This is a genomic window from Corynebacterium sp. MSK039 (assembly GCF_030232315.1).
Lineage (GTDB): Bacteria > Actinomycetota > Actinomycetes > Mycobacteriales > Mycobacteriaceae > Corynebacterium.
In genome coordinates, this window is record NZ_JASPJL010000002.1 from 210,666 (window position 1) to 226,385 (window position 15,720).

Genomic DNA, 15,720 nt, shown 5'->3' on the forward strand with positions numbered 1-15,720 from the left:
CTATCGAAAAGATAGTAGCGGGAGGCCACCGGCGGGTCCGGTGATCTACCTCACGCTCTTGAAAAGGGAATATTAGCAACACACAGCGAATTCCAAGTGATTTTTGACGTACTTTCTCGATCAACATTGGGTAGGGTGGCGCGTTTGAACCAAGGGGAGTACTTCAGGCAAGCTAGAAGACACTATTCGATCGCATCTGTAAGGACTTGTTGAGTGTCTCTCACCCTTGGAATTGTTGGCCTGCCGAACGTCGGCAAGTCCACCCTTTTTAACGCGCTGACTCGCAATGACGTGCTGGCGGCGAACTACCCCTTCGCCACGATCGAGCCGAACGAGGGTCTGGTGGAGCTGCCGGACCCGCGCCTGGATCGCCTGGCGGAAATCTACGGCTCTGAGCGCATCCTCCCGGCCACCGTCACCTTCGTAGACATCGCCGGCATCGTGAAGGGCGCATCCGAGGGCGAAGGCATGGGTAACGCCTTCCTGGCCAACATCCGCGAGGCCGACGCGATCTGCCAGGTGGTGCGCGCCTTCACCGACGACAACGTCATCCACGTTGACGGTCGCGTCGACCCTGCCAGCGACATCTCGGTCATCAACACCGAGCTGATCCTCGCCGACCTGCAGACCCTGGAGAAGGCCCTGCCGCGCCTGGAGAAGGAAGCGCGCAAGGACAAGGACGTCGCCGACGCCGTCGAGGAGGTCAAGAAGGCCCAGGCTGTCTTGGAGGACGACCGCACGCTCTTCGCCGCATCGAAGACCGGCGAGGTTGACCTGGATCTACTCCGCGAGCTGCACCTGATGACCGCCAAGCCTTTCCTCTACGTGTTCAACTCCGACGAGGATGTCCTCACGGATGACGCGAAGAAGGACGAGCTGCGCAAGCTGGTCGCCCCGGCCGAGGCCGTCTTCCTGGACGCCCAGAGTGAGACCGACCTGCTGGAGCTGGACGAGGAGGACGCCGCGGAGCTGCTCGCCGCTGTCGGCCAGAACGAGCCGGGCCTGCAGACCCTGGCCAAGGCTGGCTTTGAGACCCTCGGCCTGCAGACCTACCTGACCGTCGGCCCGAAGGAGGCCCGTGCGTGGACGATCCACCAGGGCGATACCGCACCGAAGGCCGCTGGCGTGATCCACTCTGACTTCGAGCGCGGTTTCATTAAGGCTGAGATCGTCAGCTTCGAGGATCTCGACGCGCTGGGCTCCATGGCTGAGGCCCGCGCGGCAGGCAAGGTCCGCCAGGAGGGCAAGGAGTACGTCATGGTCGACGGCGACGTCGTCGAGTTCAAGTTCAACGTGTAGTGCTTAACCTCTGCGATGAACTCTTTGATCCCGGGACGTGATGAGGACTGGGGCTATTGTGCTCCCCCGAACGCTACGGCCCGGGGACACGAGGCTGTGTCGCAGGTGCAAGCGAGAGGACCAGGAGCGAAACACAGACCGCTGAGTCGACGCAGTCACGGTAAAGACGGAGCCGTCTAGGCGGTGCTCGAGGTTGCGCGAGATACGGTGACGCTGGGCGTCGGTAAGCGATGCGCATTCGGCGACATCGATGGAAAGCTGGACTTTGCCGTCCGTCGTGTTGACGCCCTGGCCGCCTGGAGTCGACGATTTCGCGAAACGCTCCGCGAGATCGGCGGCGATGACCGCACCGTCGGGGATCCCCGGACCGGGCGCTATGGCCAGGTCGTTCATGCCGCCCAGCCTAGGTGCCCACAACCCTTTCTCGTCTCGGCGGAAGCGGAGACCGCGTCGCGACGGCCGGGATCCAGCCTCAGTATTATCCTCGTCACCGGTTGATTCGAACGCTTTTTTGCTCCTCCTTCTCCCGTCGGGCTTCGATTTCAGCGGCCTCCGCAGGTGGCAGTGATCGCTGGATCCGCTCGAATTACCGGTTCCGATCAGCGGTCGAAGGATTTTCGCAGCAGCCGGACCTGCGGCGCCGGTGCCGCCGCCGTAGCCTGACGAGCATCCCCGCCATGACGGCCATCACGACGGCGGTCCCGGCACCGATGATTCAGGGATTACCGAGGAGCCCACCGACGCCTGCGAGTGCTCCGCCCGCCGCGATGAACGGCAGGCCGCAGCAGAGCAGCGACGGAAGCGCGCAGCATGCCAGCAAGAGCAGCCCGGTCCCTGCAGCGACGACGGGACCGGCGCGCCGTTCGTCGCGGTCCTGATCGGCGCTCATCGTCTGCTTCAGGATGAGATCTCTCCGATTGCCTGCGTTGCCGTTCATGCGCAGCACGACAGCAGCGACGGGTCGGTGGTGAAGGCCTTCGCGGCGATCCGGATGCCCTCGGCCATGGTCAGGTAGGGGGCCCAGGCGTTGGCGACCTCGGCGACGGTCCTGCCGAGCACGTGGACGCCTGCGGCGGCGAGCTCCCCGGCGTCCTTGGCGACGGCGGTCAGGCCGAGGATCTCGTTCGTCTCGGCGTTCACGACGATCTTGATGAACCCGCGGGTGTCGCGGTTCACCAAGGCGCGGGGCACGTGGTGCAGGGGCAGGACGCGGCAGTCGCAGCGGATCCCCGCGGCGAGGACGTCCTTCTCGGTCATCCCGACCGCGCCGATCGCGGGCCCGGTGAACGTCACCCGCGGCAGGCGGGCGTAGTCGACGGACCGGTCGGCGTCGGCGAACGCGTTCTCGGCGACGAGGGTGCCGTGGTGGGCGGCGACGTAGACGAACTCGGGGTGCCCGGTCACGTCGCCCGCGGCCCAGACCCGCGGGTTCGAGGACTGCAACCGGTCGGAGACGACCACCTCGCCGGAGTCTCCGGTATTCACCCCGACCGCATCGAGGTTCAGGCCATCGGTGACGGGACGGCGTCCGAGGGCGACCAGGACCTGGTCGGCGCGGAACTCCTGCGAGCCGCCGGACAAGGCGGCGGTCACGACGGCCTCGCCTCCCGTGCCGCGGGAGACCCGGGTGGGCACTGCGCGGCTGACGACGCGGATGCCCTCGTCGGCGAACACCTCCTGGAGCGCCTTCGACACCTCCGGCTCCTCCTTCGAGGCGAGCCGGGACCGCACGAGCAGCGTGACCTGCGAGCCGAGGCGGGCGAACAGCTGCGCCTGCTCCAGGGCGACGTAGCCGCCGCCGAGCACCAGCAGCGACTCGGGGACCTTCGTCAGCTCCATCGCCGTGGTCGAGGTCAGGTATCCGGTCTCCTCCAGGCCGTCGATCGGCGGTGCCCACGTGCGAGAACCAGTCGCGACTAGGTAGTGGTGGGCCTCGATGGTCTCGACGCTTCCGTCGGCTCCGGCAACATCGAGAACCGGCGCATCAGGGGTGCCCACGAACGAGGCGTCGCCGCGGAGGACCTGCCAGCCGTAGGAGTCGGCGACGTCGGCGTACTTCTCGCCGCGCAGCGACTCCACTAACGCTTGCTTCCCAGCGATCAGCGCGGGCATGTCGACGGGATCCGCCGTCGTCGCGATCCCGGGGAACCGGGTTGCGGCGTCGACGGCGACGTGCCGCGCGCCGGCCGCGGCGATGAGCGCCTTCGACGGGACGCAGCCCGTGTTCACGCAGGTGCCGCCGAGCGTCCCGCGCTCGATCATCACCACCGATTTCCCGAGCGTGCTGGCGCGGATCGCAGCGGCGAACGCGCCGCCTCCCGATCCGATGATGGCGAGATCGTACTTCGTAGGCATCGCTGCTCCTGTCAACTCTTGGCTTTCTGCTCTGTCTCAGCCATACTGGACCTTCCAGTGCAGGGGAAGGTCAAGCGCGGCCACGGAGGGAGACAGTAATGTGGATCGGAGAACTCGCCGAGAGGGCGGGCACTACCGCGAAGACCCTTCGCTTCTACGAGGAACAGGGCCTTCTGCCCCCGACCGAGCGCACGCCGTCCGGATACCGCGACTACGCGCCCGAGACGGTCGCTCGGATCGACTTCATCCATCGCGGCCAGGCCGCGGGCCTCACCCTCGCCCAGATCCGCCAGATCCTCGACATCCGCGACGGCGGCCATGCGCCCTGCGAGCACGTGCGCGACCTGCTTGACGTGCGCCTCGCTGAGATTGAGCAGCAGATCGCGCAGCTCTCCGTGCTGCGCGACACTATCGTGGACCTTAGCCAGGACGCCGCGCACCCGGATCCTGAAACGTGCAGCACCGATCAAGTGTGTAGGTACTTGTAGACGGCGGGAGTCAATGACTCAAACGCTACAACCCCGATATGCGCTAGCGCATGTCGATGCCGCCGGGGCCCACCTCGATGATTTTGGTGGTGGCCGCGATAGCACACAGCAGCGGCATCGGGGCGGAGGCCTGCAGCGCGAAGTGGTGGACTCGGAAGGACGCGTTGTTCACGCCGATTTCGTCCGCAGCCTGGGTGATCTCCAGATGAGTCTTGGCGATCTTTTCCGCAGATGGCCCGCGCTAGCTGCCGAAGGCGTAATGCCTGAAGCTTAAGAAGCCGAACGCTTTCATTGGATAACACTCCTTTTGATGGTGTTAACGAGAGGGAGTAACTTTGCAACGACATACCGTCGAGTTCAAATTTAACGTCTAACGTTATTGACGCTTCGCGTTATACGGGGATAGGGTGAAGCATGATCCAGTCGTTCGCTGACAAGGACACCGAGCGTTTGTGGAAGCTTCGCCAGCTTGGGTACGCGCAGACTCTTGATGAGTTACGGATTCCCCCGGGAAACCGGCTTGAGGCGTCGAAAGGTGATCGGCGGGGTCAGTTCAGCATTCGAATCAACGACCAGTGGCGGATCTGTTTTCGGTGGTCCGCCGCGGGGCCAGAGGAGGTTGAGATCGTTGACTACCACTGACAAGCTCCCTCCGGTTCACCCCGGTGAGGTCCTCATGGAGGACTTTCTCAAGGAAATGGGGATCACCCAGCACAAGCTCGCCGTCTCCATCGGCGTTCCGCCCCGCCGAATCAACGAAATTGTTCACGGTAAGCGCGCTGTAACCGCTGACACGGCCCTTCGTCTAGCGAAGTTTTTCGAGACGAGCCCCCAGTTCTGGCTCGGGTTGCAGACCCAGTACGACCTGGATGTGGCAGAAGACAAAATCCTCGCCGAGATCGAGAGGATTCAGCCGGTTCACGCTGGCTCGGCGTAGCGGTTACCCGAACCAGGTCCGTCAGCGTGAGGATGTGCACGCGGATGGTTCGAACTAGGGAATTTGGGGCCGCCGTCGCGTGGACTTGAGTTCCGAGCGCCGCTTCTTCTCTTCGAGACGGCGCCGCACCGAGCCGCGCGTCGGCTTCGTTTTCCGCCGCGGGGGAGGCGGTGGGGCGAGCGCCTCGCGCAACAAGATGGCCATGCGCTCTCGCGCCTCGGTGCGGTTACGGACTTGCGAGCGCTGCGTCGACGCGCTCACGGTGAGCACAGTGCCGTGCAGGCGGTGTTCGAGGTTGTGGAGGGCGCGGCGGCGTTGGGCGTCGGAAAGCGATGCGCATTCCGCGATGTCGATGGAGAGCTGCACCTTGCTGTCGGTGGTGTTGACGCCCTGGCCGCCGGGGCCCGACGCCTTCGCAAACCGTTCCGACAGGTCGGCGGCGACGATGACCAGACCCCCAGGGATCCCTGGGCCGGGCGCGATGGTCAGGTCGTTCATACCGCCCAGCTTAGTTAGAGTTGTTTCCGGATCAGACCCGCCGTGCGAGATCAGGGTAGTGTACGACCACTCCGTCACCGTTGACCTCCAACTCGACGTCGACTCCCCGTGTTCCGCTTTCGTATCGGAGAGCTTCAGCATCGACAGAGCTGTAGTACTGGTCTGATGCGATCACCTGGAGGGACGGGATATCAATCCAAGCCATGATCAGCTGCGTTTTCGGAACCTGAGTCTCAAGCAGCGTCAAGCGACGAATAGGCATTGTGTTGGTGAGAGGGCACAGACCGAGATCGCAATCGAGTGCGGCGGACCAAAACTCGCCGAGTTTTGAGACACTTGCAATGCCTTGGCGAGCTCATGATTGCTGTATCCGGTAAGCACACCGGGTTTCTTCGAAGATATTCGTGCCTAGTCGAGCAGGGTGCGGTACTGTTTGCGTGCCTTCATCGAGTGAATGATCGTTTCGGTGCCGTCATCCCAGATGAGTACGACAATCTCGAGTAGTCTCATTGAGCCGTCGAATCCGAGGCGCAGTTCCCTTTGAGGGTGTTCCTCATCGAGTGGGGTCTTAAAAACGCAGCCTGAAGTCGCGGCAGTAACGGAGTCGTCTGGCTTGATGCCGTGTTTCGTGGCGCTTCGGCGTACGTCCATTTCTAAATAGCATTCTTTAGCGCTTCGCGGATTGCCTGAGAGCGTGACCATCCGTTTTTAGCCGCAAACTTGTCGAGGTCCGATATCTCGCCGGGGGAAAGCCGAATGGAGATAACCTTCGCAGCATCTTCGTTTCGTGGTTTCCTTCCACGTCGACGAAGTGTCTCTACGTCGTAGCCTTTCTCGGCTTCGGTTACCCACGCATCGATTTGCTCTTCGCTGACTAGCTTCCCGTTGATAGTTTTCATGCATCTAATCGTAATACGGAAAAGGGCTTGGCGACTAGGGGGAGGTTATGTTCTTTCGACAATCCGTGGAGTTCAAGTTCAATGTGTAACGCGGGTGTTAGGGTGGAGATTGTTGACTACTACTGACAAGCCCTCCCTGTTGGTAAATTCTCGGAGATGCAAGTGGTCGGGCATGTGCCCGATGAGGTGAGAGGCGCCATGGAGCATCACACGGCCATCGTCGTCGGTGGTGGCCAGTCCGGTCTAGCCACGGCATACTACCTGCGGCGCTACGAAGTGGACTTCTTGATCTTGGACAATCAAAAGGAAGCCGGTGGAGCGTGGTTGCACACGTGGCCTTCACTGACGCTTTTTTCGGCCGCGGAGTTCTCCAACCTGCCCGGCTGGCCTATGCCGCGGTACCCGCCGGCACGTCATGTCATCGACTATCTGACAAGCTACGAACGACGGTACGATCTGCCGGTTCGGCGCCCGGTGCACGTTCACAGCGTGTCCCATGACGAAGGGATGTTCTTCCTAGATACGAGCGCCGGTCAATTCACAGCGGACCACGTTGTCGCGGCCACCGGCACGTGGTCCGCGCCTTTTGTGCCCCACTATCCGGGCACCTTCCGTGGACGTCAGTGGCACTCGTCGACCTATCCCGGCCCCGAACCATTCCGCGGCGCGAAGGTCGCGGTGGTCGGTGGGGCGAACTCGGGTGCCCAGATCGCCGCAGACCTCATTGGGACATCGGAAGTCACATGGTTCACACGTGAGCAACCGCGCTGGATGCCTGACGACGTCGACGGCCGCGATCTCTTTCTCAACAGTCGCCGCCGGATTCTCGGCGGCGAATCCGGCCCGAACCTCGGGGACATTGTCGCGCTTCCTCATCTACGTGAGCTCCGCAACTCCGGTCAGCTCACTGCTACCCCCATCTTCGATAGCTTGAGCGAGCTCGACCACGACCACCTGATTTGGTGCACCGGTTTCCGTCCGGCCCTCGGCCCATTCCGCCACCTCATGCGCGACCGCGAACCTGAAGTGGAGAATCTGCATCTAGTCGGTTACGGCAACTGGACCGGCGACGGATCGGCAACGCTGATGGGTGTTGGGCCCTTTGCCAAACACACCGCCCAGGTAGTCGCGGGCCGTGTCGATGAAGCTCGGCATCAAAAGTTTTGAGATGATGCTTGGTCCCTGAGCAGTTCGATCCTTCCACGGTCCGCGTTGGAGAGCCAGCGCGCTGGGCGAAAGTGTGTCTCAGCGCTTCGCTTGCGCAGCCCGCAGGCTGTTCAAGATCACGATGACTTCGGCGACCTCGTGAACCAACACGACGGCGGCCAGGCCCAGCACACCGCTGATCGCCAGTGGCATCAACACGATGATGATGGCCAGAGACAGCACGATGTTTTGGTTGATGATCCTGCTGCCTCGGCGGGCGTGCTGCAGCGCCTGTGGGATCAGCCGGAGGTCGTGGCCAGTGAAGGCGACGTCAGCGGACTCGATCGCGGCGTCAGAGCCGGTTGCTCCCATCGCTATGCCCACCGTCGCGCCCGCCAGCGCAGGCGCGTCGTTGATGCCGTCGCCGATCATCGCCGTCGGCGTCTTGGAGGAGAGTTCGGCGACGATGCTTGCCTTGTCCTCCGGTCGCAGCTCGGCGCGTACGTCGTCGATTCCGGCGATTTCAGCCAGCGCCCGGGCGGTGCGAGTGTTGTCGCCGGTGAGCATGCTCACTTCCACGCCGTTGGCGTGCAGGGTCTGCACGGCTTGGGGCACCTCGGGCCGCAGCTCGTCGCGGACCCCGATCGCCCCGGCGAGGGCGTCATCGACGGTGACTAGGACGCAGGTCTGGCCCTCGGACTCCATGCGTTCAACGTCTGCCGTCAGTGGCCCGGCGTCGATCCATCGGGGGCTGCCCACCAGCACCCGTCGGTCTTCGACGGTGCCGCCGATGCCATGACCGGCTTCCTCGCTGATATCCAAGGCGGTGGACGCTTCGGGCTCCGCTGCCGCGATCGCAGCGGCGAGGGGGTGCGTCGATTGCTGCTCAACCGCCGCCGCGAAGGAAAGCACCTGCGCCCGATCGAATCCGTCTGCCGGGACCACTCCGGTAACCTCGGGCTGGTTGCGTGTAAGGGTTCCGGTCTTGTCCACCGCTAGGTGACGGATGCCGCCGAGTCGCTCGAACGCCGCGCCGGACTTGATGACTACTCCGAACTGGCTGGCTGCGCCGATCGCGGCCACGACCGTCAGCGGCACGGAGATTGCCAGCGCGCACGGCGATGCTGCGACCAGGACCACCAACGCGCGAGTGATCCACGTTTCGGGGTCGCCCAGCAGCGAGCCAATCACGCCGACCAGCACCGCCAGGATCATCACCCCGGGCACTAGGGGTTGGGCAATCCGGTCGGCGATCCGGGCGCGTTCACCCTTCTCCGCCTGCGCCTGCTCGACCAGGTCCACGAGCGTGGTCAGCGAGTTGTCCGTTCCAGCTGCGGTCGTCTCGACCTCCAGCACCCCGGCGGAGTTGATCGCTCCCGCGGGTACCTCGTCGCCGGGCGCAACCTCCTCCGGAATGGATTCTCCGGTGACCGCTGAGGTGTCAAGGCTGGAGCGTCCGGACCGAATGATGCCGTCCGTGGCGATCCGCTCCCCGGGGCGTACGACCATTAGCTCGCCAACCTCAAGATCCTTCGCAGCGACCTCGGCCGTCGTACCGTCGCGCAGCACCGTCGCGGTTTGCGGTACCAATTTCAACAGTGCCCGCAGTCCGCCTTGGGCCCGGTCCATCGCCTTGTCTTCAAGCGCCTCGGCGATCGAGTACAGGAACGCCAGCGCCGCGGCCTCTCCGACGTAACCAAGGATCACCGCGCCGACCGCACTGATCGTCATAAGCAAACCAATGCCGAGCTTGCGCTTCGTGACAAGGTTCCGGATCGCGCCGGGTGCGAACGTGTAAGCACCCAACAGCAGGCCGACCCAGAACAGTACTGTCGCGGGTGTCTCTAGCCCGGACCAGTCCAGCGCCAGTCCTGTAATGAGGGCTACACCGGAGAAGATCGGCAGTAGCAACTCGGGGTCCTTCCACCATGGCCGATCGAGATCTTCGATCTCTGTGGCTGGTTCGTGTTCGCATCCACATGCTGAACTCATGCGTCTGCTCCTTTCCCGTCGCAGCCGGGCACCGAGCACTCAGGGTCGATGCACGGGGCGTTTTCGTCGACAGTCAACGTCGCGTTCACTAGCGCGTTGAGCACTGTCGCGAGGTGCGGATCGGCGATTTCGTAGCGTGTCTTGCGGCCCTCCGGCTCGGCGACGACGATGCCGCAGTCACGCAAGCAGGTCAGGTGGTTCGAGACGTTCGAGCGGGACAGGTCCAGGTCGCGCGAAAGCACGGCCGGGTAGCCCGGGCCGTCGAGTAGGGTCAGTAGGATTCTGGAGCGCGTCGGATCCGCCATGGCTCGGCCGAGCCGGTTCATGACGTCGAGGCGTGAAGCAATAGTCAGCATGTGCTGAACTATACAGCAATTACTGAACTATTCAACACGCACTGAACTGTCATTGAAGCAAAGAGCTTGCGGCCTGCAGGAATTAGTCGATGGGATAGCCGGTAACTGGGCCTTCGTGATTCGGCTGCCAACCCGACGCGGGGGCGACATGCGTGGCGAAGTTGTCCAAGATCTTCACGTTGACGTCCACGCCCATCCCGGTGGGGATGGTGATGAGCAAGGTGTCGGCGGACATGACGGCGGCGTCGGCTTTGAGCGTGCTGTCCGCTGGTGTGCCTCCGATGCTGCTGCTCATAAGGTGGCGGGCGCCCATGAATATAAGGCGTAGGTTGCGCCTGAGGTCAGGCCGAGGAGGATGCCGTGGCTGACTGAGGCGTAGTCCGAGTTTCCGCACCCCTGGCCTCTGGTGTACGCGCTAGCCCCGCTCGGGGTAGCGCACGAGGAGATCGTTGCCGATGACTGCGCCGTCGTTGAGCGTTGCCTCGCTCACCTTCGCCCCGGCTGCACCCAGGCCCATAATGTGGCCAACCTCGTCACCGTGGGCGATGAGGTGGTCGGCGATGATACGCCGGTGGCAGCGCCACCACACCGCCTCGGAGCACATGATCGCGGTGGGAGTTTCGGCGGCGTTCGCCCGTAGCTGCGAGAGCGCGTCCGAGAACTCCTTGCCCAGCGCATGGTCGGCGTAATTGTGGAAACTGCGGTTACGCCAGTTGCCGTTAACCTCAAAAGGCACCGAGTGGGACACGTTGCGCCGCCCGGTGAGGCCCTCGCTTCTGCTGTAAGTGATGCCACATGTAGGAAGGTGTTCGGCAAGGTGGTCGTCGTTGAACCACGGGTACTTCCTGGACCCGGGCAGCTTGCGCACATCCACGATGGATGCCACACCGGCAGCCTTGATCATTTCAGCGAAGTCCTCGAACTCGAGGTTGGAGTGGCCCACGGTGTAAATGCGCATGTCGCCAATGCTACGCGCCAAGCGATTACACTTACATCGGCTTCACGAATGAGAAGGTGACTTTGCGACGACACGTCGTAAACTTCAAGGTCAACGTCCAAAAACCGTAAGGAGAAATGGTCTTGAGCTTCAACGTTTACCTGTCCGGCGAGATCCACACCGACTGGCGCGAAGAGATCCAGCGCGGCGCGGAGGCCGCCGGGCTCGACGTCGTATTCACCGCGCCGGTGACCGACCACCCCGCCAGCGACGCAGCCGGCGACCACCTGGGCGAGGCACCCGCGGGCTTCTGGCGCGATCACCAGTCCTCGAAGGTGAACTCCATCCGCACCCGCACCCTGATTGAGAAGGCCGACATGGTCGTCGTCCGCTTCGGGGACCAGTACAAGCAGTGGAATGCCGCCTTCGACGCGGGTTACTGCGCGGCACTGGACAAGCCTTATGTCACGCTGCATGGCGAGGATATCGTCCACCCGCTCAAGGAAGTCGACGCCGCCGCGCAGGCGTGGTGCACCACCACCGACCAGGTCGTGGAGATCCTGCGTTACGTACTCGAGGCCTAAGAGAAAGCTCGAAAGCGGCGCTGTTCTATCAAGCAGGCAGCCGCAGCGTCACGGCGAGCCCACCTTCGGCCCGCGGCGTCAGTTCCACCGAACCGCCGTGGGCTTTCGCAATTGCATCGACGATCGCCAGCCCCAGGCCTTGACCGGCCCCCGAGGTCCGCTGCGCCCGGGCGAAGGGCTCCACCCACGTGCGGACCTCCGCCGCGTCCAGCTGCGGGCCGTCGGACTCCACGGTGATCTCGGCGTTCCGGCCCACCTGTGCCACCGTCATGGACGGATCCTCACCGTGAGTGATCCCGTTGCGCACCATGTTCTCCACCGCCTGACGCACCAGGGTGGGGGAGGCAGCCACCGTGACCGCTTCCGCTGTCACCGCCACGCCCTGCCCACGACCGATGTCACGGCACAGCGCGGCCAGATCCAGCTCCTGGCGATCGCGGACGTCCACGTTCGCCAGCTGCAGCAGGGCAGCCACGGTATCGGCCGCCCGCGCGTTGACCTCGCGCACCCGGCCCAAGGTGTCCCGCAGTACCTGCTCATCGCCGCTGGCTAGTGCCACATCAGCCATCGTCTGGATCGTCGCGATTGGTGTCTTCAGCTCGTGGGAGGCGTTCGATGCGAAGCGGCGTTGCCGCTCGAGGGCATCCGCCAGCTCGTCGAGCATCGCATTCAGCGCATCCGCCAACTCGCCCACCTCGTCATCAGGGCCCTGGTGGCTGATGCGGGCACTCAAGTCACCCCGGGTGACGGTCGCGGCGTCGTCCGCAAAATCCCGAAGCGGCTTAATCACGAGCCCAGCCACGAACCAACCGATCACCCCAGCGACCGCGGTGAGCAGCGCCAACACAGTCAGGGAGGCCACCAGCACACGGCGCAGAACCTCATCGGCGATCGGCACCGCCCCGTCGATGAGCAGCCCCTCATCCGGCGTCGGGATTTGGGCCATGAAGGGGACCGGAGTGAGCTTCAAATACGCATACACCAGCCCGATCAGCGCCAACCCCACGCCCAAGACGGTGCCTAAGAACAGCACGGTGATCCGTGCCCGCAAGCTCAACTTCATCGCGGCGCCTCCGCCACGTAGTAACCAGCACCTGCCACGGTGTGCACGATGCGCGGCTCGCCCAGCTTTTTGCGCAGGTGGGAGACCGTCACGCGCGGGGAGTTCGTGAATGGGTCGGCATTCTCGTCCCACGCCTCCGCGAGCAGATCCTCGGCGGAGATCACCCCACCGGCTGCCTCCATGAGGACCTCCAACACCGCGAACTCCTTCGGGCTCAAGGGCACCGGCGCCCCACCCCGGGTGACCTCGCGGCGGAAGGTGTCCAGCCGCACGTCGCCGCACCGGTAGACCTCGCCGCGCACCGGCAGGTTTCGCTTAGCTAGCGCATTAACCCGCGCGATGAGCTCCGGGACCTCGAAGGGCTTGGGGAGGTAATCATCCGCGCCGAGGTCGAATCCAGCCAGGCGGTCGTCCAGGGTGCCCGAGGCAGTCAGCATGATCACCCTCGTCGCAGGGTGGGCATCGACGACCCAGCGGCAGATGTCGTCGCCGTGGATGCCAGGCAGGTCGCGGTCCAGGACGACGACGTCGGGCCGGATATCGTCGATCGACGAGCGCGCGGTGGCACCGTCGTAGACCGCAGTGGCCTGCATGTTTGCGCTGTTCAGCGCGGTGCAAATGGCGTCGGCGAGGTAGCTTTCGTCGTCGACGACGAGAACGCGGATTGTCATGGCACCGATCGTAACGGCACGGGTGTTGTGCCCGCGTTAACGTCCCCGCAACATCGGCCTGCGTACCGTTCACGCTATGCAGAACCGAAACGTTGGTATCGACGTCGCGCGGGCAGTTGCGCTCGTCGGCATGATGGTCGCCCACCTGACCTACCTGGATGGTGTGGCTGTCCAGGTGCTCTACGGCTTCCCGGCCGCACTGTTTGCTTTCATCTCCGGGGTGTCGATGGGTTACATGCGGGTACGTCCTGTTCAGATCATCGTGCGCGGGCTGTGCCTGATTGCCCTGCACTTCGCGCTTGCCCCGTTCACCGGGGAGGTGTTCGTGGTGCTCGGGACCATCGGACTCTGCATGGCGTTGCTTGCCTGGGCGCCGCGCTGGAGCTCGCCCGTGCTCCTGTGGCTGGCCTGCGTGCTGGCCTTTGCATCGGCGGTGGCGGCCTCCACTGCGACGGTGTTGATTCCCGCCTTCTGGCCTTACTCGCCGTTGATGTGGGGAGCGCTGATGATCGCCGGGATGCTCTTCCGGCGGCACATGCTCACGCGCCCGCGCCTTGTTCTTGGCCTCGTGGTTGGGCTGGGACTGTTCGCCGTGGACCTCGCGCTTCGCTGGTACACCATGCTGCCCGAGTTTTTCGACGTCGGCGGCCACACCGGTGGCTTGGGCGACATCGTCGGAAGCATCGGGGCGTCGGTGGGCATCTGTTCGCTGTGCTGCCTGCTGCAGCGGGGGATCGGGTGGCTCGCACCACTGGGCCGCATGCCGCTCACGATCTACTGCATCCACGTGCTCACGGCGGATCGGCTGGCACCGGAGTGGTTCGGCTTCTGGGTCAGCCTGGGCGGCGCCATTGCCATCTCTTATGCGTGGCTCGCGGTGTTTGACCGTGGGCCGCTGGAAACTCTGCTTCGCCGCATCACCGCGGTATTTGGAAAGGATAAAAATGAAGAAGTTCGCAGCTAGTGTGGCCACCGGGGTGGTCGCAGCAGGAGCACTCGCCATCGCACCAGCCAGTGCCATGGAGAGCAAGACCTTCGCCGGGGACACCGAGGAGGCAAAGCCGGTCGTCTCCGTCCGTGTCGATGATTCTGACCCTGACGAGGGCGTGTGCACCGGCACCGCCATCGACGCCCACTGGGTGATCACGGCCCGTCACTGCATCGATGCGGCCGCCAAGCCGGGCGGTTCGGTGCGCATCGGCCAGGGCGATGAGCAGCGGGTGTACAAGGTCGACCGTCACGAGGTTGCCCCACGCGGGGACATCGCCCTGCTCCACACTGAGCAGGAGATCAACCTGGAGACCTTCGCTGAGGTCGCGGATGAGGTGCCCACCGGGGACGTGAACATCTACGGCTGGTCCTCCGACGGCTCCGGTGGCTCCACGAAGCTCCCGTCCGCCAAGGCTAAGGTCCGCGGCGACTCGCCGCTCGCGCTCTACGAGGCCCCGAAGGCCCTCGACGTTGCCCTGAAGGACGGCGCGCGCATCCAGCCGGGCGACTCCGGTGGCGCGATCTTCGCCGATGGCAAGGTCGCCGGCATCATGTCCGCCGGTCTGTTCGAGGACCCGGAGAACCCGACGGAGGAGGAGATGACCTCGAACGCCGCTGTCTCTGTCGCACCGGTGGCGGAGCAGGCCGACTGGATCCGCGGGATCATCGGCGGCGGTGATGCGAAGGGCGAGGACAAGAAGGAAGACTCCAGCGAACCTGCAGCCGCGGCCTCCTCGGAGGACTCCGGGAACACGGCCCGCAACGTCGGCATCGGCGCGGGCGTCGTCGTCCTCGTTGCGGCTGGCGCCTGGCTGCTGCTGCGCCGCCGCGGGGCCTAAAGCCTGCCTAGCCGCCTGCCTGGCGTGCTGCCATCTCACCCGGGCGGGCCTGCATGATTGCGCCTACAATTGAGGCGTAGCCGTTTGACCACGGATTACGGTTGGCACAGCCGAGACCGACTAAGCCAAAGAAACTCGAGGACAAGGAGTAGTCATGGCAGAGACACGCGATCAGGGCCCGAAGCCGTTCGTCGTCGATATCGAGAAGGAAACCCTCGATAACGAGACCTTCCGCACCGCCCTGTGGACCGGTGAGCAGTTCCAGGTCACCGTGATGAGCATCCCGGTGGGCGGGGACGTCGGCCTCGAGGTTCACACCAAGGAGGACCAGTTCCTGCGCCTCGAGTCCGGCCGTGGCCGCGTCGAGATGGGCCCATCCAAGGATGAGGTGACCTTCACCGAGGAGGTCTCCGCCGACTGGGCAGTCATCGTTCCGAAGGGGACCTGGCACAACATCATCAACATTGGTGATGAGCCGATGAAGCTCTACAGCATCTACGCCCCGCCGCACCACGCTCACGGCACCGTCCACCAGACCCAGGCGGACGACGTCGACTAAAAACCTTCAGCCCCCAAGGTCAGACAAAGCGCCCCGCCAACAGGCTGGGCGCTTTTGTTGTCTTGTTATCGTGAAGCTTCCCTTCCATCCCCCTGGGAGCCGATTGG

At 64.1% G+C, this 15,720-nt stretch carries 20 protein-coding genes and 2 pseudogenes; 9 read left to right on the forward strand and 13 right to left on the reverse strand.

From position 1 onward, the window contains the following. Nucleotides 1-213 precede the first annotated feature (213 nt). The gene (ychF, locus tag QP997_RS02585) at nt 214-1,299 is read left to right on the forward strand and encodes a redox-regulated ATPase YchF (RefSeq protein WP_284846113.1); all 1,086 of its coding nucleotides are present in this window, start codon (nt 214-216) and stop codon (nt 1,297-1,299) included. Between the two features lie 3 nt (nt 1,300-1,302). On the opposite strand, the gene QP997_RS09870 is transcribed toward ychF, so the two are convergent. From QP997_RS09870 to merA, 3 genes are all read right to left on the reverse strand, one after another. Next, a complete protein-coding gene (locus tag QP997_RS09870) occupies nt 1,303-1,692 on the reverse strand; it encodes a peptide chain release factor I (RefSeq protein WP_350309542.1) in 390 nt (129 codons plus the stop codon). Between the two features lie 322 nt (nt 1,693-2,014). Further along, nucleotides 2,015-2,236, reverse strand: coding sequence for a hypothetical protein (locus tag QP997_RS02595; protein ID WP_284846115.1), 222 nt, complete (start codon nt 2,234-2,236; stop codon nt 2,015-2,017). Beyond that, nucleotides 2,233-3,654, reverse strand: coding sequence for a mercury(II) reductase (gene merA, locus QP997_RS02600; protein WP_284846116.1), 1,422 nt, complete (start codon nt 3,652-3,654; stop codon nt 2,233-2,235). The genes QP997_RS02595 and merA overlap by 4 nt, the downstream gene beginning before the upstream one ends. A 98-nt stretch (nt 3,655-3,752) precedes the next feature. On the opposite strand from merA, the gene QP997_RS02605 reads away from it, so the two are divergent. Then, nucleotides 3,753-4,142: a heavy metal-responsive transcriptional regulator gene (locus QP997_RS02605; RefSeq protein WP_284846117.1), complete on the forward strand. Its 390-nt coding sequence runs from the start codon at nt 3,753-3,755 to the stop codon at nt 4,140-4,142. Nucleotides 4,143-4,188: 46 nt separating this feature from the next. On the opposite strand, the pseudogene QP997_RS09875 reads toward QP997_RS02605, so the two are convergent. Beyond that, nucleotides 4,189-4,434, reverse strand: a pseudogene (locus tag QP997_RS09875) (LLM class flavin-dependent oxidoreductase); the annotation flags it as partial. A 122-nt stretch (nt 4,435-4,556) separates the two neighbouring features. Between QP997_RS09875 and QP997_RS02615 the strand changes: the two are divergent. Further along, on the forward strand, nt 4,557-4,784 hold the full coding sequence (locus QP997_RS02615; protein ID WP_284846118.1) for a type II toxin-antitoxin system RelE/ParE family toxin: 228 nt from the start codon (nt 4,557-4,559) through the stop codon (nt 4,782-4,784). 34 nt (nt 4,785-4,818) lie between these two features. Further along, on the forward strand, nt 4,819-5,079 hold the full coding sequence (locus QP997_RS02620) for a HigA family addiction module antitoxin (protein ID WP_284846206.1): 261 nt from the start codon (nt 4,819-4,821) through the stop codon (nt 5,077-5,079). A gap of 54 nt (nt 5,080-5,133) precedes the next feature. Here the strand turns inward: QP997_RS02620 and arfB are convergent, their stop codons facing one another. The 3 genes from arfB to QP997_RS02640 all read right to left on the reverse strand — a co-directional run bounded on the left by arfB (nt 5,134) and on the right by QP997_RS02640 (nt 6,476). Next, the gene (gene arfB / locus QP997_RS02625; RefSeq protein WP_284846119.1) at nt 5,134-5,577 is read right to left on the reverse strand and encodes an alternative ribosome rescue aminoacyl-tRNA hydrolase ArfB; all 444 of its coding nucleotides are present in this window, start codon (nt 5,575-5,577) and stop codon (nt 5,134-5,136) included. 31 nt (nt 5,578-5,608) lie between these two features. Continuing rightward, on the reverse strand, nt 5,609-5,920 hold the full coding sequence (locus QP997_RS02630) for a putative glycolipid-binding domain-containing protein (protein WP_284846207.1): 312 nt from the start codon (nt 5,918-5,920) through the stop codon (nt 5,609-5,611). 310 nt (nt 5,921-6,230) lie between these two features. After that, complete coding sequence (locus QP997_RS02640; protein ID WP_284846121.1) at nt 6,231-6,476, reverse strand: ribbon-helix-helix domain-containing protein; 246 nt, start codon at nt 6,474-6,476, stop codon at nt 6,231-6,233. A gap of 198 nt (nt 6,477-6,674) precedes the next feature. On the opposite strand from QP997_RS02640, the gene QP997_RS02645 reads away from it, so the two are divergent. Continuing rightward, a complete protein-coding gene (locus QP997_RS02645; RefSeq protein WP_284846122.1) occupies nt 6,675-7,643 on the forward strand; it encodes an NAD(P)-binding domain-containing protein in 969 nt (322 codons plus the stop codon). Nucleotides 7,644-7,721: 78 nt separating this feature from the next. Here QP997_RS02645 and QP997_RS02650 read toward each other — a convergent pair whose 3' ends face one another. The 4 genes and pseudogenes from QP997_RS02650 to QP997_RS02665 all read right to left on the reverse strand — a co-directional run bounded on the left by QP997_RS02650 (nt 7,722) and on the right by QP997_RS02665 (nt 10,928). Beyond that, complete coding sequence (locus QP997_RS02650) at nt 7,722-9,614, reverse strand: heavy metal translocating P-type ATPase (RefSeq protein ID WP_284846123.1); 1,893 nt, start codon at nt 9,612-9,614, stop codon at nt 7,722-7,724. Then, the gene (gene cmtR, locus QP997_RS02655; RefSeq protein ID WP_284846124.1) at nt 9,611-9,970 is read right to left on the reverse strand and encodes a Cd(II)/Pb(II)-sensing metalloregulatory transcriptional regulator CmtR; all 360 of its coding nucleotides are present in this window, start codon (nt 9,968-9,970) and stop codon (nt 9,611-9,613) included. The genes QP997_RS02650 and cmtR overlap by 4 nt, the downstream gene beginning before the upstream one ends. Before the next feature lie 82 nt (nt 9,971-10,052). Further along, nucleotides 10,053-10,226, reverse strand: a pseudogene (locus tag QP997_RS02660) (LLM class flavin-dependent oxidoreductase); the annotation flags it as partial. Between the two features lie 159 nt (nt 10,227-10,385). Beyond that, nucleotides 10,386-10,928 carry a DUF488 domain-containing protein gene (locus QP997_RS02665; protein ID WP_284846125.1) on the reverse strand — a complete coding sequence of 181 codons (543 nt, stop codon included), beginning with the start codon at nt 10,926-10,928 and terminating at the stop codon, nt 10,386-10,388. A gap of 122 nt (nt 10,929-11,050) precedes the next feature. On the opposite strand from QP997_RS02665, the gene QP997_RS02670 reads away from it, so the two are divergent. Continuing rightward, nucleotides 11,051-11,491, forward strand: coding sequence for a YtoQ family protein (locus QP997_RS02670; RefSeq protein WP_070757479.1), 441 nt, complete (start codon nt 11,051-11,053; stop codon nt 11,489-11,491). A 28-nt stretch (nt 11,492-11,519) separates the two neighbouring features. Here the strand turns inward: QP997_RS02670 and QP997_RS02675 are convergent, their stop codons facing one another. Both QP997_RS02675 and QP997_RS02680 read right to left on the reverse strand, forming a co-directional pair. Next, nucleotides 11,520-12,554 (reverse strand): sensor histidine kinase, encoded by a 1,035-nt coding sequence (locus QP997_RS02675; RefSeq protein ID WP_284846126.1) that lies wholly within the window; start codon nt 12,552-12,554, stop codon nt 11,520-11,522. After that, entirely contained in the window at nt 12,551-13,225 is a 675-nt protein-coding gene (locus tag QP997_RS02680; protein ID WP_284846127.1) for a response regulator transcription factor, read from the reverse strand. The genes QP997_RS02675 and QP997_RS02680 overlap by 4 nt, the downstream gene beginning before the upstream one ends. A gap of 76 nt (nt 13,226-13,301) precedes the next feature. Here QP997_RS02680 and QP997_RS02685 point away from each other — a divergent pair, with 76 nt between their 5' ends. From QP997_RS02685 to QP997_RS02695, 3 genes are all read left to right on the forward strand, one after another. Next, on the forward strand, nt 13,302-14,189 hold the full coding sequence (locus QP997_RS02685) for a DUF418 domain-containing protein (protein WP_284846128.1): 888 nt from the start codon (nt 13,302-13,304) through the stop codon (nt 14,187-14,189). Further along, on the forward strand, nt 14,170-15,054 hold the full coding sequence (locus QP997_RS02690; protein ID WP_284846129.1) for a trypsin-like serine protease: 885 nt from the start codon (nt 14,170-14,172) through the stop codon (nt 15,052-15,054). The genes QP997_RS02685 and QP997_RS02690 overlap by 20 nt, the downstream gene beginning before the upstream one ends. A 154-nt stretch (nt 15,055-15,208) precedes the next feature. Continuing rightward, nucleotides 15,209-15,613, forward strand: coding sequence for a cupin domain-containing protein (locus tag QP997_RS02695; RefSeq protein WP_070760984.1), 405 nt, complete (start codon nt 15,209-15,211; stop codon nt 15,611-15,613). Nucleotides 15,614-15,720: the final 107 nt, after the last annotated feature.